Raw genomic sequence first — 21,102 nt, 5'->3', positions numbered from 1 at the left:
TTAGTTCACCTCGTTAAAGATGGCGATCAATTCATCCTGATCCTTTGCATGGATGATGCGTTCTACATTTTCCTCTTCTGAACAGACAATCGCAATTTGAGAAAGAATATCGAGATGTTCGTTGTTTTTACCTGCGATGCCAAAGACGACTTTGGCGATATTTCCTTCGCCGTATTCAACGCCATCTGGAATTTGAATGATGGAAATCCCAGAATGAAGGACAGCTGCTTTCGCATCCTCTGTTCCATGAGGAATCGCAATCCCGTTGCCCATAAATGTAGACGAGATATTTTCTCTTTCAAACATTTTGTCAACATAATCACTTGTGACATAGCCATTTGCCACTAGGACTTCGCCTGCTTTTTTAATGGCTTCTTCTTTCGAGCCTGCTTGTTCGTTAAGAAATATATTGTCTTTTGATAGTACTTGTTTCATGAATGATCACACCTTTTTTTAGAATGGAAAATCAGGAAAACAACCAAAACGGGGAGTTCAATGAAGAAAAATTGAACTCAACCCGTTTCGCCATGTTATTTTTTCAATTTCTCAATTAGCTCATCGTATTTCGGGCTGTTTAAGAAATTATCAACTGAGATATGCACAGCGCCTGGCAATTTTGCCTTGGCTCTGTCTGTTAAATCTTTATGAGTGAAGACCACATCAGCATCATTTGGAATGTTGCTGATGGATGTGTTTGTCACATCAATATCAAGCTCTGCCTTTTTGACTTTATTCTTTAAGATGGATGCGCCCATCGCACTTGAGCCCATTCCTGCATCACAGGCAAAGATGATTTTGTTCACATCATCTGGATTGACATCACTTGGAGATGCTGCTTGCTCATTTGCTTCAGCGTCTTCTTTTTGTGCTGTAAGAGCAGAGGCGGCTGCGCTTTTCTTCCCTTTCATGTCCTGCATTTTTTCTGTTGCTGCTGTTAAGTCTTCGTCAACTGCTTTTGAAGCTTTTAAAATCACAGAAGCGACAAGGAATGAGACGACGGTAGCCACGACAACACCTGCTAGAACAGCAAGATGTCCGCCTTTTGGTGACATCAGCATGAGAGCGATAATACTTCCTGGTGACGGCACAGCCTTTAAGCCTGCATTTAACAGGGTAAAGGTCAGAACGCCGCTCGCTCCCCCTGCAATCACCGCCAAAATGAGCTTTGGTTTCATTAAGATGTACGGGAAGTAAATCTCATGAATTCCTCCTAAAAATTGAATGACAATCGCACCCGGTGCAGACTGCTTTGCATTCCCTCTTCCGAAGAACATGTATGCAAGTAGAACACCTAAACCTGGCCCTGGGTTTGTTTCAAGCAAGAACAGAACGGACTGCCCTGTCTTCGCCGCTTGCTCTACTCCTAAAGGACCTAAGATCCCTTGATTAATCGCATTGTTTAAGAACAAGACTTTCGCTGGTTCAATGAAAATACTTGCTAGCGGAAGCAAATGTGCATTCACAATGATATCTACACCTGCCGCAAGGGCTTTATTTAGACCAAGTACCACTGGTCCGATGGCGTAGAAGGCAATCGCGACAAGAATGGCACCTAAAATCCCTGCCGTAAAGTTATTCACAAGCATTTCAAAGCCCGATTTGATTCGATCTTTGAAGAGCTGATCAATTTTCTTAATCAAGTAACCGCCAAGTGGTCCCATGATCATGGCACCTAAAAACATTGGAATGTCCGAACCGACAATGACCCCAATCGTCGCAGTTGCACCGAGTACCCCGCCTCGATGGTCGTATACGAGTTTACCGCCTGTGTAACCAATTAAGAGCGGCAGTAAGTAGTTGATCATTGGGCCAACAAGTGAAGCTAATTGTTCATTTGGCCAATAGCCACTCGGAATGAATAATGCCGTAATGAGTCCCCAAGCGATAAATGCTCCAATATTCGGCATAATCATGCCGCTTAAATAGCTTCCAAAGCGCTGTACTTTTACGCGGAATCCGCTTTTTTCCTGCATCTATGAAAACTCCTTTCTTCTTTCCCTTTATTTAGGGCTTTATAGGTCAAAAGATATAAGAACAAGTGTCAGTGAAGCCCTTAACCTTATCGTAAAACGCTTTCACTTTCTCTTCAATTGAAACTAAATGTCACTTTGTCACTTAGTGTGTGACAAAATTGAAATATGATGTGAATTCTCTGTCAGAGCATAGGACAAATAGAGTAAAAAAGTTGATGTGCCGTGGTTTTGACGCAAAATTCATTGGAATTTCACAACTTTCAAATCGTCACTTCTTGTTTCCTCTTCTTAAATCGAATAGGCTTATACATGATCAAACCTATTCAATCAAGAAATGTCTGCGCAGACATGACACAGAAAAAGTGAACCATCTTGCTGTTTGTTTCGTTTACCTTTTAGAGTGAGCGGCACAATAGGAGGAGCGGTTTTTTCTGTGACTCACAGTTTACTGCCGCTTTCTTTCTGATACATGAGACATTTTCATAGGTAGAAAGGCGGTTATACACTTGTTGAAACATAGTAAGTGGCTTCTGCTCCTTATCGTTACGTTTGCTTTTTTCATTCCAAAGGAAGCATTTGCCCATGCATACGTCGTCAGCTCGAATCCAGCAGCAAATGAAGAGCTGGAGAAGCAGCCTCCTTCGGTCTCTATCACATTTAGTGAAGGAATTGAAAGTGGATTTCATGCCATTAAGGTGCTAAATGCAAAAGGGGATCGTGTGGATCAAGGTGATACGGTCATCAAAGATCAAAAAATCATGGAAGCTGCTTTAAAAAAGGGTTTACCAAAGGGAATTTACACCATTCAATGGAATGCGGTATCAGCAGACGGGCACTCTGTCTCTGGCATGATCCCGTTTAGTATTGGCAAAGCGGATGGCGGTTTTGACCAATTAGATCAAGGTCAAACGAATGAATCCATCGATGTTGCCTCAACCATTGACAAAGCCTTTCTTTATACGTCGTTTAGCTTATTTCTCGGGACCATTTTGTTTGGACTGTTTTGGTTTAAAGCAGCCATTTCACCTGTATTAGCGAAAAGAATGAAATGGCTTTTGACATTGTCACTGGTCATGATGGGCGGAGCACTCGTGTTCCAGCTGCCGATTCAAACAAAATCAGCAGCAGACGTGTCTTTTTGGGGAGCATTTCAGCCAGCGCTTTTACAAGAAACCATTGCATCGACTTCTGGCGGTAGTTTGTGGATGATGCTCATGGTGTCATTTGTGCTTCTAACCATTTGGAGCCTAGTTGCGATGAAAAAAGGGGATTTCACTTCTTTTCGGGTATGGTTGTTTCCACTGCTCCTATTCGCAGTACTTCTCTGGCTGAAGGCACAAATCGGACATCCAGCAGCAACGGATAATAAAATACTGACAACGTCACTTGATTTCATCCATCTCGTTTCTGCATCAATCTGGGTCGGTGGTTTAACAGCCATTGTGCTTTTATTGTTGAAGAAGCTGCCAAATGAAGATCAGCCGCTCTTACGGAATACGTTAACAGCGTTTCACCCTTGGGCACTGCTCTCTGTTGGACTCATTGTGTTTTCAGGATTTGTAAATGCGATCTTTATTTTGCAATCGTTTGATGCTCTTTTCGAATCAGCATACGGACGAACCTTTTTAATCAAGCTTGGCTTATTTATCTTGATGGGCCTTCTTGGGCTTGTCCATTACTTGATGCTAAGATGGGAAAAGAAACAGAAACAAAACGTTTCGTTACGAGCTGAGTGGATCATCGGAATCGCTATCTTGTTATTAACAGCTGTATTCACCAATATCCCGAGCCCTCCTCCGCCTGCACCTGAGCCGTTCTTCGGCGCAAACCAAGTGGAGCATCGTGACATTGTGTCCATGAGCATTACCCCTAATGCCCCGGGCAAAAACACATTCGAGGTCGCATTTACGAAGAAGGATGGACAAACGATTACTGATATTCAATCTGTGTCAGCCAAGATCCATAAAGTCACCTTATTCGGTGAAGAGAAACCGAGTGAATTTCAGCTGAAACGATTAAAAAATGGTCATTACTCTGCTGAAAACCTCTTGTTAAATGAAAAAGGTACTTGGAAAATTGACATCCATGCGTTAACTGGTTCTTTTGAAAATATTGATACCACATTTATTAGAAGAAACTAAAAGGAGTTCATACCATATGAAAAAATACGTTAAAGCTTTATTACCAATGCTTCTCGCTTCATTTTTATTGGCGATTCCTGTGAGTGCTCACGTCACAGTCAAACCTGATACGTCTGCGACAAATGCGTGGGAAACCTATACGTTAAAAGTTCCTTCTGAGAGTGACAGCCCAACGACTAAGGTTGTCTTGACAATACCTAAAGGCGTCGAATTCCAACAATATGAGCCAGTCTCTGGATGGAAAACGTCAACTGAAGAAAAAGATGGCAAGGTAACAAGAGTGACTTGGGAAGCAACGGGTAAAGGCGTGCTTGCCGGACAGTTCCAGCAATTCGTTTTTGTAGCGAAAAACCCTGAAAAAGCAGGCGAAGCTGCATGGGATGCGTATCAATATTATAAGGATGGAACGGTCGTTGAATGGACTGGCGATCAAGATGCTGATAAGCCGCATTCGATCACAAACATTGTCGCATCTAATACGGTAACGGATTCACATGGTCAAGAAAAACCAAAAGAAGAAAAGGCATCTGAAACAGCCTCCAATTCTTCTTCACCACTTGTGCTAGGGTTGTCCATTGCTGCTCTAGTCGTAGCACTGATTGCGCTTGTGCTTGCTTTTAGAAAGAAATAATTGATTCGTAAGCGATCGTTTTCACGGAAACGATCGCTTTGTTTCTTTCCACCTTGCCTGAACACGAGATGCAAGGCTTTGCCTGCAAGCTTGGACGATCAACCTCCATTTTCCCAACCTATTATTACCAATATAGGATTGAATAGGATGATGACGCATGCCATAATGAGACACATGACCACCTAGGAGGCTATAAGATGAACCATCTAATTATATTTGCTCATCCCCAGCAAAGCTTAAATCAAACCTTATTAGATCTTGTTGTCAGCACTCTTTTGAACAATGGTCATAAAGTGACTGTTCGTGATGTTTATGCTCTTGGTTTTTCACCAGAACTAAGCATCTTGGAAAAGGCTGCGATCAAACGGGGTGATCTCCCAATTGCCATTCAAACAGAGCAGAAGCTGATTCAGCAAGCAGATGTCCTAACGTTTATTTTCCCCATTTGGTGGACAGGCTTACCCGCTATGCTAAAGGGCTATGTAGAACGCGTTTTTTCTGAGGGCTTCGCTTATCAAATCAATGAGCATGGGGCTATTGAAAACCTGCTTCGGCACAAAAAAGGTGTCATTATCAACACGCACGATGCTCCAAGGACCTTTCTTGACTCTAACCGGATCGTTTCCGCTTCCCACCGAATGACATCAGATACAGAAGTCTTCAATTTTATTGGTGTTGAGCCTGTTGAACGACTTTTGTTCAGCAGCATGGAGCAGGCACCAGCAGATTACATCCACGACATTCTGAAAGAAACAAAAGAAACGGTGGAGCAGCTTTTTCCGCCGGCTGTTTAACATAAAAAAGACTGCCGAGATTCCTTATTCGGACAGTCTTTTTCACGTCTATTCGTCTAAACCAATAGATACATATTTGGTTTCTAAATAAGGTTCGATCCCTTCGATGCCGCCTTCACGGCCAATTCCGCTTTCTTTCATTCCTCCGAATGGTGCTTGAACAGCCGATGGCCCGCCATCATTCCAGCCAATAATCCCGTAATCAAGATTCTCTGAGATGTAGAGGCCGTTTCGATAATTTTCTGTAAAGAAATAAGCTGCAAGACCAAAAGGTGTATCGTTCGCTAATTCAATCGCTTCATCTAGCGTTTTGAACGTCGTAATCGGTGCCACTGGTCCAAAGGTTTCTTCATGCATGATGTTCATGGAAGGGTCCACATGTGTGAGAACCGTTGGCTGGACAAAATAATACGACTTGTCATCATCGAAATGCGTATCTCCGCCGACAAGGATTTTCGCCCCTTTATCGACTGCATCTTGAATTTGGCTGACAATTTTATCAAAGCCACGCTTGTTGATAATTGGGCCGATGGATGTGCCCTCTTCAAAGCCATTTCCCACTTTCAGCTTTTCGACCTCTTTGCTAAAGACTTGAGCAAATGCTTCATGAATGTCTTCATGCACAATTAAGCGGTTGGCACAGACACAGGTTTGTCCTGCATTACGGAATTTAGATGCCACTGCTTGTTTGACAGCTAGTTCGAGATTGGCATCTTTGTCTACGATGAGCGGGGCATGACCGCCAAGCTCCATTGATACGTGCTTGACTGTACTTGCACTGTTTTTGATCAAATGCTTTCCGACTGGCGTTGAGCCTGTGAACGTGATTTTGCGAATCAATGGACTATCTGTGAATATTTCACCGACTTCTTTTCCATCTCCAACCACCCATTGCAGGGCATCCTCTGGAATTCCGGCTTCGTGGCCTAATTTTACAAGTTCAATAGCCGTCAGCGGCGTATCTTCGGCAGGCTTCACAATAAAGGTACAGCCCGCTGCAAGTGCTGGTGCTGCCTTTCTCGTGATCATGGCTGCTGGGAAATTCCACGGTGTAATGGCCGCAACAGGTCCAACTGGCTGCTTTGTGACAAAAAGGCGTTTGTTCGTCGTATGTGACGGAATGGTTCTGCCGTAGATTCGTTTGGCTTCCTCTGCGTACCATTCAATATATCCAGCCGCATAAACGATTTCGCCTAATGCTTCTTGATACGGCTTCCCGTTTTCTTCCGTGATGATTTTTGCGAGCCTTTCTTTATGTTCAATCATGAGATCAAACCACTTGCGAATGATATTGGCACGTTCATGCGCTGACGTTTTTGCCCATGCTTTGAATGCTTGATGTGAGCGCGAAATGGCGTCTTCGATCTGTTCTTTTGTATGCTGAGCAACTGAAGCAATTTCTTCTCCTGTTGCAGGATTATACACTTTGAGTTCGTTTGTCATGCTCTACCGTCTCCTTCGTTCTTGGATTCATTACATATAGTATATACCCAATGAGTGCCCAACCTAAAAGCAATATCCATTCAGCTGGCCATGATAAGGAGGCCGGCATCCCTGGAAAATAAAATGAAAGAAACAGGAGACTCAGCCCGATGGCTAAAACGCCTGTCGTTCGCCAATACTTAATGCGGTACGGACGCTCAAGCTCTGGTTCTACTTTGCGAAGTCTCATAAAGGCAATGGACACAATTAAGTACCCGACGATGATCCCGACACCGCCTGCATTGACAATCCATACGAGAGCAGGGCGCCCTAATAATGGAGCGAAAAAGGCCAAAGCACCAAGAAATAAAATGGCATTTGTCGGCGTTTTATACTTTGGATGAATATACGCAAACCATTTGGAAATCATGCCTCTTTCCGCCATCGCGTATAGAATACGGCTTGCACCGATAATAAAAGCATTCCAGCTCGTCACAATCCCTGCTACACCGCCAATGACAAGCACTGTCCCAAATGCTTGATGACCGAGAAGCTGCACCATGGCATCTGCTGTCGCCAATGAAGAGGCTTCAAGCTGTCCTTTTGATAGCCCCGCAGCTACCCCAATGACAATAAGTAGGTAAAATACGACCGCACTCACGATGGAGATAATTAAAATTCTCCCAATGATTTTCTTTGGCGCATTAATCTCTGCGGCTACTTGCGGAATCACATCAAACCCAACGAATAAAAAAGGAATCATGACTAATACGGCCATAAGCCCGCCAACCCCGCCTTGAAACATTGGCTCAAGGTTTGCAAAATCTCCATTAAAAGTCGCGCCGCCTAAAAGGAGAAAGCCTGTCAAAATAATCGCTACTGTGAACACAGACTGAAAAATGGCTGCGGGCTTTGCCCCAATGTAATTCAGTGCTGTTAAAAACAGTGCACCGCCAGAACCAATCAATACCCATGTGAAATAAACGTCCCATCCCCCTATATTCCATAGGAAGCCAACATGCTGTGTTGGAATCACATAATCAATAACTGTCGGCAAGGCAACAGCCTCAAACGTAATGACGGACACATAACCAAACAATACGCCCCATGCTGAGACGAACGCTGATTTCATCCCAAATGCCCGCTGGACAAAGACGAGCCCTCCGCCTGTCTCTGGAATCGCAGACGAAAGCTCAGCATACGTCAGTCCAATAAAAATGACGAGAATACCGCCTATAACGAAGGCAATCACACTGCCTAAAAATCCAGCTGTTAAAATCCAATCTCCCGAAAGTACAACCCAGCCCCATCCAAGCATTGCACCAATGGATAAAAACAGTACGTCAGACTGCGACATGGTTTTTGCCATTTGTTGTTTTTGCATACAACCATCCCCCTTTGTTGTTTAGCGTGCTTTGAAGGCGTCCTCGATGATCCCTAGTCCTTCATGAAGCAGCTCATCTGTGATGACAAGTGGTGTTAAAAAGCGAATAATATTCCCATTAATCCCTGCCGTTAATAAGAGTAGTCCGTGCTTGTTTGCATAGACTGCAATCGCTGCGGCTGTTTTCTTATCTGGTGTACGCGTTGTTTGATCTTCCACAATTTCAATCGCCGCCATTGCCCCTAATCGGCGTACTTCCCCGATGAATGAGTACTTACTTCTCCACTCATTCGCTTTGTCCTCAATGACTTGTCCGATGTGCTCAGATCGTTGATTTAGTTGTTCTGATTCAATAATATCAAGAACCGCTAGTGCTGCCACGCAGCCTAATGGACTTCCTGCATATGTTCCCCCTAGCTCCCCTGGATCTGCCGCATCAAGCAGTTCTTTTCTGCCGACGACACCGCTCAGCGGCAGGCCAGCTGCAAGTGATTTTGACACCGTGATTAAGTCAGGCACCACATCAAAGTGCTCAATCGCAAAATATTTCCCTGTTCTCGCAAAGCCTGTTTGGATCTCATCTGCTACAAAGACAATCCCGTGCTGCTGACAGAATGAAGCGACATGCTGAACAAAACGCTTCGATGGTACAATGAATCCGCCCTCCCCTTGGACTGGCTCCATGACCACACACGCAACGGTTTCTGGTGCAACGGCAGCGACGAAGAATTGATTGAATTGATCAATGATGTACTCATCGTAGGCTGCATCGCTTAACCCTTCTGGCTTCTGATAGTAATACGGGTATGGCGCTTGATACACCTCTGACGCAAATGGTCCGAACCCAAATTTATATGGCTTGACCTTACTCGTCATGCTCATCGTCATATTCGTTCTGCCGTGGAAGCCTCTTGTAAACGAGACAACGGCCTGTCTTTTCGTATATTTACGTGCAATTTTCACCGCATTTTCAACGGCTTCTGCGCCTGAATTGAGAAAAATGGCTTTCTTGTCATGATCGCCTGGTGTGAGGCGGCATAGCTTTTCAGCTAATTCAATATACGATTCGTACATCATCACGTTGAATCCTGGGTGAATCAGACTGTCTGCCTGTGCTTTGACGGCTTCCACAACCTTTGGATGTGAATGCCCTACATTTAACGTACCGATAGCACCGGCAAAATCGATAAAACGTTTCCCATCGATATCGAACAGCTCGGCTCCCTTCCCTTTTGCTGCAAGATGACGGTTGCCATTACTCACGCCTCTTGCGACATATTGATCTCTTTTCCCCTGCCATTCCTCTGTTGAAAAACGGTTTGTTGTCGTTTGACTCATTGTCATCCATCCCCTTTATGTCTTTTTTATTATTCTGAATATTTTTTGGTATGATAGAAAGTACCAATATCATTTTTTTCATGGTACCAGAGAGGAAGGAATGACAAGATGCTGACAATTCAACTAGACCAAACAGGGGCAAACGGATTTATTTATCATCAAATTTACACGAAAATTAAAGGTGAAATTTTAAATCGAAACCTTCAGCCGCATGATCAATTACCTTCCAAACGAGAGTTAGCCGATACTTTAAATGTCAGCGTCAATTCAGTGAATGGCGCATATCAGCAGCTGCTTGCCGAGGGATATTTATATTCGGTTGAACGCAAAGGTTTTTTCGTGGAATCACTAGAAACGTTTCATGAATCAGGTCAGCTGAAACCCTCTACACTCCCAACAGATTTAAAGGAAGAGCCGATTGCACGGGACGATTGGTATTCCTTTTCACATATCTCAGTCGATACCACTCATTTTCCCTTTAAAAGCTGGTTGAAAAGTGAACAAAAGGCGATCAGCCTCCACCAAGAAGCGTTTGGCGAGCTTCCGCATCCACAAGGTGTGTACGAGCTTCGGGAAACGATTGCCCGGTTAATCGGGCTGGCAAGAGGAGTCAAATGCTATCCAGAACAGCTCATTTTAAGTGCAGGCACGCAGTCGCTTATCCATTCGTTATCAAGTATTCTTCCAGCCGATCAAGTATACGGGTTAGAAAACCCTGGCTATCGCCGGCTCTATCAAATGCTAAAAAACAATCATCACCGAATTGAAACGATAGGCATTGATCAAAAAGGAGTGCGGATGAGTGACATTCAGAAGAAAGAGCCGAATGTGTTGATCATTACCCCTTCACATCAATTCCCAACAGGGGTGATTATGCCAATTTCCCGGCGGATTCAGCTCTTAAACTGGGCAGCCGATGAGCATGACCGTTATATCATTGAGGATGATTATGACAGTGAATTCAAGTATGGGACTGACAGCATTCCAGCGCTGCAAAGTTTGGATCGATATGACAAAGTCATTTATATGGGGACCTTTTCAAAATCATTGCTACCAGGCTTAAGGCTAAGCTACATGGTGCTCCCGCAGCATTTATTAAGACGCTATAAGGAAGAACAGCACTTTTTCATTCAAACGGCCAACCTTTTTACACAACACACCCTTCTTCATTTTATAAAGGATGGGGCGTATCAGCGGCATATTAAAAGAATGAATGGTTTATATGAGGAAAAGCGGAAGCAGCTCATTGAAGAGCTCGACACGGTTTTTGCTGACAACGTGCGGATTATTGGGGAAAATGCTGGACTTCATTTTATCGCAGAGTTCCGTTCAAACCGCACGCAGCATGAGATTTTACAGCGAGCCAAAGAAAGAAAGCTGAAAATGTATGGAATGGACCGTTTTACCCTTGATGAGCAATTACCGGGGCATCAGGAAGGATTTGTTCCACTCGTTCTTGGCTTCTCTCATATGCGACCAGAGGATATTGAGCCAGCGGTAAAACGACTGTATGAGTCGATTTATGGAAAATAAAACAGCCAGCTGCTTTACTAGACAGCTGGCTTACCACCGCTCTTTATCTACGGCTAAAATGGATGACACGAGTCCAGGAAAAGCGGTCTCGATGTCTTGTTTTCTTAAAGAATAGTAGCGGTGTTTTCCGTCAATTCTCACTTTCACGATGCCTGCCTCCCTCAGCACTTTGAAGTGATGGGAAAGCGTAGATTTGGCAATGTTCATTTCATATGTGCCGCATGTCCTCTCCCCCGTTTCCGCTAAACAGCGGACAATTTCTAAACGGACAGGATCAGCCAAAGCGTGCAGCACAGAAATCAGTCTCATGTCTTTTTGGGTTGGATAGATTGGATTATTCATACGATAAATGTATCGTATTTTGTGCCAACATACAATTTTCTTACTCGCCTCATAAAGTAACGATACATCCTTCGCAAACGACTATGACCATATACAAGCTTTCTTGAAGGGAAGGACCTCATTTGACACGAAAGATATGGACTTACTTATGTATGATGTTACTCGCCATTTGCTTATGTGGATGCCAATCCGTCCGGTATGCCGAATCTAAACCACCTAGTGCAGAAGAGTTATTAGCTCTCGATGAACAGGCAGATTTATTTCAATGGGAAAAAACTGTCTATGAAGCAAATGTAGATTGGACCCATCAACTAACCGTCACTAAAGATCAGCAATTAGGTGTGATTCAGAAAACAGCTGCCGAACATTTTAATCACGGCACAGCTTCCCAGCTGAAAAAAGGGACAGCGATTTACTCTGTAAAGGAGCGAAAAGACCTTTTGATCGCTGAACTTAACGGACAGATCATCATATATGCCGCACATGCAGAAGGATAAAACACCTGTCATAAGATAGGTGTTTTTTAAGTTTCTTTTCTTGTCATAGGTCATTGGTTTTGTTATCATTGCAAAAGTGACCACTCGGTTTCCATTGTGACCATATGGTTTTGCCGATTCGGAAAGGACTTATGAAGATGAATGAAAAGCAAGAAGAGATTTTGCGGGTTTCGAAGAAATTATTTTCTCAAAAAGGCTATATGAGTGTCTCCATGCAGTCAATTGCCGATGCCTGTAAAATATCAAAAGCGTCTATTTATAAGCTGTTTGATTCAAAGGAAGCTCTTCTATTAGAACTGATTAAATACAATCAGTGCAAAATGAGAGAGATTTCTCAGATCATTCATTCAGAAACGACGCTGTCCAAAAAGGAAAAATTCACAAAGAAGATCAAGCTTGAGCTTGAAGAGTTTAAAGAGAATCATAAATTTTTGAATATGCTGTCCTTTGAAGCTTTTTCACAGCATTCGCCCATTGTGATTAAGCATTTACGTGAGACACGCTCCATTATCATGCAGCGGCACAGAGACATTATTTTAAGCACATATGGTGAATCTGTTGCGCCTTACGTCTGGGATCTTGTCATTGTCCTCAACGGATTAATGAGAGAATTCATTTTAATGCTGGCGATTGAGCGCAAGAACATCCAATTAGAAAATGCCGCCGAAATGATTATCGGCGTGATGGACCGTGTGTCGAAAAAGCCTTGCTCTATTGAGCCTGTGCTAACAGATCAGCTGATGGACTCTTATTTGCTTTCCACACAGGACGAATACGATGAAGAAAAGCTTGTCATCTCGTACTTAACGAAGATTAAACAAGAGCTTCACACACTGGTAAACGGGGAAGAAAAGGACGATTTCCTCTCTGCGTTTGAACTGCTAAGTGAAGAATTATCAAAGGACCAACCGAGAACCTTTTTAATCAGCTCACTACTCGATTATTTAGGCAAAAATAGCATTTTATCACAAAACGTGTCACAGCTGAAAAGCATCATCTTATAGATAAAGAAGGGATAACATGAACCAATCTACAACATCGTATAATCGATCTGTGATTGTGGGGATTTTCCTCGTTGGGGCATTCGTGGCGATTTTAAACCAAACGCTGCTCATACCAGCGATCCCACATATCATGGAGGAATTCAATATTGATGTCAGCAAAGGACAGTGGCTCACCACAGCCTTTATGCTGACAAACGGGATTCTCATCCCGATCACGGCTTTCTTAATCGAGAAATTTTCAAGCCGTTCTTTAGTTTTAACAGCGCTTAGCATCTTTACAGCCGGTACCATTCTTGCTTCATTCGCTACGAATTTCCCTGTATTACTTGCAGCGCGTATTGTGCAGGCAGCTGGCGCAGGGATTTTAATGCCGCTGATGCAAACGATCTTTTTAACCATTTTCCCGAAAGAAAAGCGCGGGCAGGCAATGGGCATGGTCGGACTTGTCATATCTTTCGCACCAGCTCTTGGACCGACACTTGGCGGCTGGATTGTTGATTCCTTCAGCTGGAAGTTCTTGTTCTATATTGTTCTGCCAATCGGTATCATTGATCTCATTCTTGCTTTCTTCTTAATGAAAAATGTAACGCAGCAAAGAGAGACACGTATTGATGTTTTATCTGTCATCTTGTCGTCCTTCGGTTTCGGCGGACTGCTTTACGGATTTTCTAGTGTTGGCACATACGGCTGGACAAGTGCCACTGTCCTCATTTCGTTGATTGTCGGCGCTGTGAGCTTGTTCTTCTTTATTCTGCGCCAGTCGAATTTGACAAGACCGATGCTTGAATTTGGTGTCTTTAAGTTTGCAATCTTTAGCTTGACGACCTTTCTTGGGATGCTTGTCTTTGCTTTATTGATTGGGACAGAGACGATTCTGCCGCTCTATACGCAGAATGTCAGAGGGTTGTCTGCTCTTGATACAGGACTGATCTTATTGCCAGGTGCTCTCTTTATGGGGCTCCTCTCACCAATTATTGGACGGATTTTTGATAAAGTCGGCGGAAAAGGGCTGGCATTAGGCGGGTTTACGATACTTACCGTGACGACCTTGCCATTTATGCTGCTCACCCTTGATTCATCGATCGCCCTCATTACGGTCGCTTACACGCTTCGCTTAATCGGGGTTGGGATGATCATGATGCCGCTGACAACAGCAGGTATTAACTCTTTACCACCTCATTTGATCCCGCATGGGACAGCGATGAATAACACGATGAGACAAATGGGCGGTTCCATTGGGACGGCTGTGCTTGTCTCCATCATGAGCAGCTCTGCTGCAAATGCAGAATTAGCCAGCCCATTAAAATCAGCCGTTCATGGAATGAATACGTCATTCTTCATTTCTGGTCTGATTGCGGTCATTGGGCTTGTCCTCTCCTTTTTCTTAAAGGAAAAACGCAATAATAAAGTGATGAAGCAGGAGCTATCTTCCTCATCATCTTCTTCATAAGAAAAGAGCTCGGCATATTGCCGGCTCTTTTTTCATATACTCACGCTATACCGTCCTCTCAGAAAATACATTTGTATTTCTAGTGAAGAAAAACCTTGATAATTTGAAGAAAAGAGTTGATAATAGGAACTATTCAATTTGTGAGAAAATTTTTACTTTAGGAGATGTATGCATTGAAGGTCGTTAAATTTGGTGGCAGTTCACTTGCATCTGGCAAGCAGCTGCAAAAGGTATTTGACATTGTAACAGCAGATCCAGCTCGAAAAGCAGTCGTTGTTTCCGCACCAGGAAAACGGCATTCAACGGATACGAAGGTCACCGATCTATTAATTAGCTGTGGTGAGCAATATTTACGTTTAGGCGAAGCACATGACTTACAGGAAGCCGTCATCAAGCGGTATGCCTCGATTGCGGATGAACTCGGCTTAAGTCATAACGTGATTGACACCATCCGGCAAGATCTAGATGCTCTTTTACAGGCTGATACGTCTCATCCTGAGCGATATCTTGATGCCATCAAAGCAAGCGGTGAAGACAATAACGCAAAACTCATTGCCGCCTATTTCCGCTATCAAGGTGTCGAAGCTCACTATGTGAATCCAAAGGAAGCTGGTTTATTTGTGAGCGATGAGCCTGGTCAAGCGCAAGTTTTACCGGAGTCATATGATCATTTGTATAAATTAAGAGAGCGCTCTGGCATCATCATATTCCCTGGCTTTTTTGGCTTTAGTCTATCGGGAGACATTGTCACCTTTTCTCGCAGCGGCTCCGATATTACCGGTTCCATTTTGGCAAACGGTTTGAAGGCAGATGTGTATGAAAACTTTACAGATGTGGATGCTGTCTACGCTGTCAATCCAACGATCGTTCATGAGCCGAAGGAGATTACAGAGCTAACGTACCGGGAAATGCGCGAGCTGTCCTATGCTGGTTTTTCTGTGTTCCATGATGAAGCACTCATTCCGGCCTTCCGTGCAGGCATTCCTGTGCAGATTAAAAACACCAATAATCCCTCGGCAAAAGGCACAAAAATTGTGAACCAGCGGGATCATACAAATGGACCCGTTGTCGGAATCGCTTCAGACAGCGGATTTTGCAGCATTTATATTAGCAAATATTTGATGAACCGAGAAGTCGGATTTGGGCGTAAGGTGCTGCAAACATTAGAGGAATATGGGCTTACGTATGAGCACGTCCCTTCTGGCATTGATGATATGAACATTATTTTAAGGCAGGATCAGCTGGAGGAGCAGCATATTGAACAAGAGCTACTCGATCGCTTAAAGCATGTGCTTGATGCAGATGAGGTCGTTTTAGAGCCGCATCTCTCTCTCATTATGGTTGTAGGAGAAGCGATGCGCCACAATGTTGGCACCACAGCAAGAGCAGCAAAGGCGCTGTCAAAAGCGAAGGTCAATATTGAAATGATCAATCAAGGATCTTCAGAGGTCAGCATGATGTTTGGCGTCAAAGCGGCTCAAGAAAAAGAAGCCGTTCAAGCGTTGTATGAGGAATTTTTCTCTATGTCTACCGTCCCTGTCTCTCTTTAATCAGCAGGCTGCCAGATCCCAGGATCGGCAGTCTTTTTGTTCTCACTCGATTCACATGGATTCGCGCATTAAAGTATATCTATTTCTCGTTTGATTTTGTATGATAGAGACAAACCAACTATTGTTCCGGCCTATGATCGGAGCTACAAGGAGTCCTAAAACAATGCCTCGTCAACAACTATTAAAACAGTTTCGCAATTTTCATGATGCTTCTACGAGTATTCTAAATATGATGAGTCAATTCACTGATGTGAATACACTGTTTATTGCTAAAAACGATCAAACCACCAATCAGATTGTCAAGGTGCTAAATCATGACGAGCAGCTTCTTGAAGAAGGAGAAGAAATTCCTTACGAGAAGACATTTTGCAAGTTGGCGGTTGATCATCAGGATACGCTTGTGATCCCTGATATATCATTGGATGATCGTTCTAAATACTTAGAAGTTACGAAACGTCTTCAAGGTGGATCATTCATCGGAGTGCCGATTGATTTTACAGATGGTACGAACTACGGAACGATTTGCGGGCTTGATCTAAGACCGCAGCAATTCACAGAAGAACATGTGCATATGTTTGAAACAATGGCTTCTCTATTAAGCTACGTCCTCGAACTAGACCGTGCCAACCGGCAGATTCAGCAATTATCTGTACCGATCGTCCCAGTTGTTGACGGTGTCGCTGTGCTTCCTCTACTTGGTGATATCGAGGAGACACGTGCTCAGCATATATTAGAAACCATTTTACAGGAAAGCTATAGGCTGTCGCTCTCTCATTTGGTCATTGATGTATCGGGAACAAAACGCCTGAATGAACAGAGCATTCAATATCTGGTCAGCTATGCACAAACGCTGAGACTTTTAGGGATTTCGGCTGTTTTAACAGGGATTAAACAAGACCTTGCTTTAAGTGCGATTCAATCGAATATTTCATTTAAAGACATCACCATTCGGAAAGACTTGCCGCAGGCACTTGCTCATATTGGCTTGACGTTTACCAAAATGGATTAAGAAATGATATATACAAAAAGGGCTAAAATGATGTTTATTTTAGCCCTTTTTCTTCTTTTTCAATCATGCCAACAGCTGCAAATAAGAAGAATCGTTTCCGTCTTCAATAACTTGTACAATCTTCTGTGCATGTGATGCGTCAGTGACACTGTTTAATTTTTGCATGATGTCTTCTTTCGATAATGCATGGCCTGGTGCGCCCCGCGGAATATCGACTCGTTCGCTAATGATGGTGCCATCAGATAAGGTAAGCTTCACAATCGTAAAGCGATCTTTTGGGACTGCGTCTGGATGGGGTTCTATCGTTTGATCATATCCTCTGCTCACCCGCTTCATCCATGTGCGCATGTGTGATGGAATGGATTTTTTCGCAAAGTGATCCAGCGTGAGCGTCTGTCCAAACACGGCAAGTGCGATCACGTATTCGGCACTGAATCGTCCTTCTTCTCCAGTCGAAGGTGCCCGCTCAATAAGCGCTGCATCTCCGCCAGGCGGGAATAGGACCTCTACTTGTTTCACCTGCTCCGGTAAGAAAGGATGCTCTTTCATTAAGGATTGGATCGCATCGGCTGCATGATGCGCAGCTGAACAGAACGGGTATACTTTGAACCACAGCCCCGGCGAGACAATACGCCACGCTATACCATACCCCTCTAGTAAACGACTTTCCGCACGCTCCTGATCTCCATAGAGAGAAAAGAAACCAAGCGTGCCATCAAGAACCGTTTCATTCCCGCCGAAACCTGAACAAGCTAAATCCATAGACCAGACAGCTGTTTTAGCCGCTAAGCCGGCTTGTAATGGTTTCATATCAGAGCCGAACTGCTTTCGCATTCCGGCCGATTGCGCTCCGGCAAAGCCGATTGCCTTCGTCAGCTCTTCCTGAGAAACTTGTTTTAAATACCCAATGGCACATACTGCCGCAATGGCTCCAAGGGTTCCGGTATTATGCCAGCCCCGTTCATAATGCGCCTTGCCGATGGATTCGCCAAGCCTCGCCATCACTTCAACACCGGTGATGTAGGCTGCTAAAAATCGATCGCCAAACCCTTTGCCGTCTGATAGCTGTGATAGCAATGCTGGAATGATGACTGCACTTGGGTGTCCTCTCACGTCTGAATGCACATCATCGTAATCAAGGGCGTGGATCAGGTAGCCGTTCAGCATCGCTGCGGATTGACGGCTGACCTTCTTCCCTTGTCCAATGACAGGAATTTGAGCTGCTCCGCCTTCTTGTTCCACAAGTGCCATGAGCTTTTGAATTCCTTCATCCTCTTTCGCAGCAAGCGCTACTGCCGCAGCATCTAACAGACCATTTCGAGCCATTTCTACCGCCCTCTGGTCTTGAAGTGGATGAGCAGACAGTACAACCTCTGCCAGTTGTTTTGTTAGTTCCATGATCGTGACTCCAATGCCCGAACAGCAAGCTCAGCAAAGAAGGCAGCGGCAACAGGAAGTGCGCCTTCATTTAATGTAAAGGCAGGGTGATGCCATTCCTCGGTACCGCTTGTCCCCATCCATACGAAAAAGCCTGGAATGTGTTCTTGATAAAGGGCAAAATCTTCTCCGCCCGGTGACTGCTCTGCCTGAACGACTGTGAGATCCAGTGCACTTGCCGTTTCTTCGACCACCTTTGTCAAACGATCGTCATTCAACACAGAAGGCAAATACGGATGCCATTTCACTTCACCTTTCGCCCCAAATCCCTCGGCAATCCCACTCACGATTTGTTTCATAAGCTCTGGAATCATCGCTCTTACTTCAGGCTCAAACGTCCGAACGGTTCCTTCCATCTCAACACGATCAGGAATCACATTCCATGAAGTACCACCTTGAATGCGTGTGATACTGACAACTGCATGATGCAATGAGCTGATGCGGCGGCTAACGATTTGCTGAAGAGCACTTGTGATCTGCCCGCTGATGGCAATCGGGTCCACCGTATGATTCGGAATACCTGCATGACCACCCGTTCCTTTAATATTTATTTCAAACCGGTCTACACTTGCCATCAACGCTTTTTCTCTAATGCCTATAGTGCCAACTGGCAGGTCAGGTTTGTTGTGCATACCAAAAATCGCATCCACTCCATCTAAAACGCCTGCCTCTATGACATGTTTCGCTCCTTGCGCGACTTCCTCAGCCGGCTGGAACAAAATGCGGACCGTTCCTTTGATCTCGTGTTTCCGTTCTTTTAATAAAAGAGCCGCTCCAAAGATAGAAGCTGTATGGAAATCATGTCCGCATGCATGCATTTTGCCCGGTACCTTTGAAGAAAATGGTTCGCCAGATGCTTCTTCAATCGGAAGTGCATCAATATCGGCTCTCAGGGCAATTGTTGGTCCCTCTTGTTCTCCTTTGATTTCACAGACAACACCTGTTTGAAGAGCTGGAAAATCGAGTACGGTGATCCCTTCTTCATTTAACCAGCCGCGCAGTTTTTTAGTCGTTTCATGTTCTTCAAATGCCAGCTCTGGATGCTCATGAAGCGCTCGGCGAATGTTAATTAAACGTTTGTTTAATGCTTCATTTCCTATTGATTTCACTGATACTCACCCCTCTAAAGAGTAAAAAGCAGCTTATGCTTCTTCAGCCGCTGCTTCTTTTTGGATAAATCGTTTTGTCCGTTCATTCTTCGTTTCATCAAATAGCTCAGTTGGTGTGCCCTGTTCAATAATATGACCATCCGCCATGAAAATCACATGGTCTGCCACTTCTCTTGCAAACGCCATTTCATGTGTGACGATGATCATCGTTGTTTCTTGAATCGCAATGGATTTAATGACTTGAAGCACACCTGAGACAAGCTCTGGATCAAGTGCTGACGTTGGTTCATCGAGTAGAATCGCATGTGGACCAACGGCTAATGCGCGGGCAATCCCAATTCGCTGCTGCTGTCCGCCAGATAACGTGACTGGATAGCTGTCAGCCTTTTGCTCTAACCCTACCTGCTTCAGCAGCTTCATTCCAATCTCATTTGCCTGCTGCTTCGTCATTTTTTTCGTCACAAGCAGTGATTCTGTGATGTTTTGCAGTGCTGTCTTGTTTTTAAATAGATTATAGTTTTGAAACACCATGGCCGTTTGTTGACGCAGGTGATGGGCTTCTTTTCGTGTATATTTAGACGCATCGAGCTTCGCATCGCCAATTTCAATCGTGCCTTCATCTGGTATTTCTAATAAATTTAAGCAGCGCAGCAAGGTGGATTTACCGGAGCCAGAAGGTCCGATAATGGCCACAACCTGCCCTTTTTGCACATCGAGATTGATTCCGTCTAAGACGACAAGTTCGCCGAATGATTTCTTCAAATTGCTGAGCTTGATCATGTCCACACCTCCTTAATTCCGGTAAGGTTTGCTGATTTTTCGTTCAAATAGGTCTTGAAGGAAGCTATAAATGATGGTCATCACCCAATACACAATCCCTACGGCTAAATAGGTTTCAAAGTATTTATAGTTCGCCGATGCAATCATCTTCCCTTGTGCAAACATTTCTGCCACACCAATCGTAAAGGCAAGAGATGTTTCTTTTAAAAGACCGATAAAGGTATTCCCCGTCGCTGGAATCGCATTTCTAATTGCCTGCGGGAAAATAATTCTGACGTAAGACTGCCATCTTGTCATGCCGACAGATAGACAAGCTTCCAGTTGCCCTTCATCTACAGAATTAAGGGCCGCTCTGAAAATTTCTGCTAAGTATGCTGAGTTTTTAATACTTAATCCGATAATGACCGCTGTTAGGGCATCCATTGAGGTCATCGCAGGGAATAGCTGCGGAAGACCAAAATAAATGAGAAAGAGCTGAACCAAGGTTGGAACCGCTCTGAAAAAAGAAATATACAGCTTGGCAAATTGGTATAAAACAGGTATCCGGTTTTTCGTAATGAGCGCGAATACCACACCAATGATAATGGCAAATACCATGGAGACAATCGCCATGAAGATCGTTATCGGCAAGTATTGGATCAATGTCGGAAAAACGGTCACCATATACTGCCAATCAATTTTGTTCATGTCTGCTCTTCACCGCCGCTG

At 44.1% G+C, this 21,102-nt stretch carries 19 protein-coding genes; 9 read left to right on the top strand and 10 right to left on the bottom strand.

Translation table 11 applies throughout. From position 1 onward, the window contains the following. Together NSQ36_RS02250 and NSQ36_RS02245 are read right to left on the bottom strand one after the other, a co-directional pair. Positions 1-435 carry a PTS sugar transporter subunit IIA gene (locus NSQ36_RS02250; RefSeq protein ID WP_012008933.1) on the bottom strand — a complete coding sequence of 145 codons (435 nt, stop codon included), beginning with the start codon at positions 433-435 and terminating at the stop codon, positions 1-3. Between the two features lie 95 nt (positions 436-530). Further along, positions 531-1,973: a PTS mannitol transporter subunit IICB gene (locus NSQ36_RS02245; RefSeq protein ID WP_212046378.1), complete on the bottom strand. Its 1,443-nt coding sequence runs from the start codon at positions 1,971-1,973 to the stop codon at positions 531-533. A gap of 506 nt (positions 1,974-2,479) precedes the next feature. Here NSQ36_RS02245 and NSQ36_RS02240 point away from each other — a divergent pair. The 3 genes from NSQ36_RS02240 to NSQ36_RS02230 all read left to right on the top strand — a co-directional run bounded on the left by NSQ36_RS02240 (position 2,480) and on the right by NSQ36_RS02230 (position 5,539). Then, positions 2,480-4,114 (top strand): copper resistance CopC/CopD family protein, encoded by a 1,635-nt coding sequence (locus NSQ36_RS02240; RefSeq protein ID WP_212046377.1) that lies wholly within the window; start codon positions 2,480-2,482, stop codon positions 4,112-4,114. Between the two features lie 16 nt (positions 4,115-4,130). Further along, positions 4,131-4,745 (top strand): DUF1775 domain-containing protein, encoded by a 615-nt coding sequence (locus NSQ36_RS02235; RefSeq protein ID WP_003214390.1) that lies wholly within the window; start codon positions 4,131-4,133, stop codon positions 4,743-4,745. Positions 4,746-4,942: 197 nt separating this feature from the next. Next, positions 4,943-5,539, top strand: a complete 597-nt coding sequence (locus NSQ36_RS02230) for an NAD(P)H-dependent oxidoreductase (protein WP_003213835.1) — start codon at positions 4,943-4,945, stop codon at positions 5,537-5,539. 48 nt (positions 5,540-5,587) lie between these two features. Here NSQ36_RS02230 and NSQ36_RS02225 read toward each other — a convergent pair whose 3' ends face one another. From NSQ36_RS02225 to gabT, 3 genes are read right to left on the bottom strand one after another with little or no spacing between them, the layout of a single operon-like run. Then, positions 5,588-6,982: an NAD-dependent succinate-semialdehyde dehydrogenase gene (locus tag NSQ36_RS02225; protein ID WP_284905705.1), complete on the bottom strand. Its 1,395-nt coding sequence runs from the start codon at positions 6,980-6,982 to the stop codon at positions 5,588-5,590. Beyond that, entirely contained in the window at positions 6,957-8,345 is a 1,389-nt protein-coding gene (locus NSQ36_RS02220) for an APC family permease (RefSeq protein WP_339206635.1), read from the bottom strand. Before NSQ36_RS02220 ends, NSQ36_RS02225 begins: the two co-directional genes overlap by 26 nt. A 21-nt stretch (positions 8,346-8,366) precedes the next feature. Further along, on the bottom strand, positions 8,367-9,683 hold the full coding sequence (gene gabT / locus NSQ36_RS02215) for a 4-aminobutyrate--2-oxoglutarate transaminase (protein WP_050945505.1): 1,317 nt from the start codon (positions 9,681-9,683) through the stop codon (positions 8,367-8,369). 108 nt (positions 9,684-9,791) lie between these two features. On the opposite strand from gabT, the gene NSQ36_RS02210 reads away from it, so the two are divergent. Next, the gene (locus NSQ36_RS02210; protein ID WP_339206632.1) at positions 9,792-11,216 is read left to right on the top strand and encodes a PLP-dependent aminotransferase family protein; all 1,425 of its coding nucleotides are present in this window, start codon (positions 9,792-9,794) and stop codon (positions 11,214-11,216) included. A gap of 30 nt (positions 11,217-11,246) precedes the next feature. Here NSQ36_RS02210 and NSQ36_RS02205 read toward each other — a convergent pair whose 3' ends face one another. Beyond that, entirely contained in the window at positions 11,247-11,558 is a 312-nt protein-coding gene (locus NSQ36_RS02205; protein WP_339206630.1) for a metalloregulator ArsR/SmtB family transcription factor, read from the bottom strand. A 122-nt stretch (positions 11,559-11,680) separates the two neighbouring features. On the opposite strand from NSQ36_RS02205, the gene NSQ36_RS02200 reads away from it, so the two are divergent. The 5 genes from NSQ36_RS02200 (at position 11,681) to NSQ36_RS02180 (ending at position 17,068) form a co-directional block, all read left to right on the top strand. After that, positions 11,681-12,055: a hypothetical protein gene (locus NSQ36_RS02200; protein ID WP_050945499.1), complete on the top strand. Its 375-nt coding sequence runs from the start codon at positions 11,681-11,683 to the stop codon at positions 12,053-12,055. Between the two features lie 137 nt (positions 12,056-12,192). Then, positions 12,193-13,059 (top strand): TetR/AcrR family transcriptional regulator, encoded by an 867-nt coding sequence (locus tag NSQ36_RS02195; RefSeq protein WP_226804653.1) that lies wholly within the window; start codon positions 12,193-12,195, stop codon positions 13,057-13,059. Between the two features lie 16 nt (positions 13,060-13,075). After that, complete coding sequence (locus tag NSQ36_RS02190; protein ID WP_050945497.1) at positions 13,076-14,509, top strand: MDR family MFS transporter; 1,434 nt, start codon at positions 13,076-13,078, stop codon at positions 14,507-14,509. Between the two features lie 173 nt (positions 14,510-14,682). Continuing rightward, positions 14,683-16,059, top strand: coding sequence for an aspartate kinase (locus tag NSQ36_RS02185; RefSeq protein ID WP_339206627.1), 1,377 nt, complete (start codon positions 14,683-14,685; stop codon positions 16,057-16,059). 163 nt (positions 16,060-16,222) lie between these two features. Next, on the top strand, positions 16,223-17,068 hold the full coding sequence (locus NSQ36_RS02180; RefSeq protein ID WP_003213998.1) for a GAF domain-containing protein: 846 nt from the start codon (positions 16,223-16,225) through the stop codon (positions 17,066-17,068). A 63-nt stretch (positions 17,069-17,131) separates the two neighbouring features. Here NSQ36_RS02180 and NSQ36_RS02175 read toward each other — a convergent pair whose 3' ends face one another. Genes NSQ36_RS02175 through NSQ36_RS02160 form a run of 4 tightly spaced genes read right to left on the bottom strand, consistent with a single transcriptional unit; the run spans position 17,132 to position 21,081 of the window. Further along, positions 17,132-18,466: an MmgE/PrpD family protein gene (locus tag NSQ36_RS02175; protein WP_339206625.1), complete on the bottom strand. Its 1,335-nt coding sequence runs from the start codon at positions 18,464-18,466 to the stop codon at positions 17,132-17,134. Next, positions 18,457-19,614 carry an amidohydrolase gene (locus NSQ36_RS02170; protein ID WP_339206623.1) on the bottom strand — a complete coding sequence of 386 codons (1,158 nt, stop codon included), beginning with the start codon at positions 19,612-19,614 and terminating at the stop codon, positions 18,457-18,459. Before NSQ36_RS02170 ends, NSQ36_RS02175 begins: the two co-directional genes overlap by 10 nt. Positions 19,615-19,647: 33 nt before the next feature. Next, on the bottom strand, positions 19,648-20,394 hold the full coding sequence (locus NSQ36_RS02165) for an amino acid ABC transporter ATP-binding protein (protein ID WP_339206621.1): 747 nt from the start codon (positions 20,392-20,394) through the stop codon (positions 19,648-19,650). Positions 20,395-20,406: 12 nt separating this feature from the next. After that, complete coding sequence (locus tag NSQ36_RS02160) at positions 20,407-21,081, bottom strand: amino acid ABC transporter permease (protein WP_003214174.1); 675 nt, start codon at positions 21,079-21,081, stop codon at positions 20,407-20,409. Between the last annotated feature and the right edge of the window lie 21 nt (positions 21,082-21,102).

Source organism: Bacillus sp. FSL W8-1143 (assembly GCF_037965155.1).
Classification (GTDB): Bacteria; Bacillota; Bacilli; order Bacillales; family Bacillaceae; genus Bacillus; species Bacillus pumilus.
This window is presented reverse-complemented; position numbering and strand designations above follow the sequence as displayed.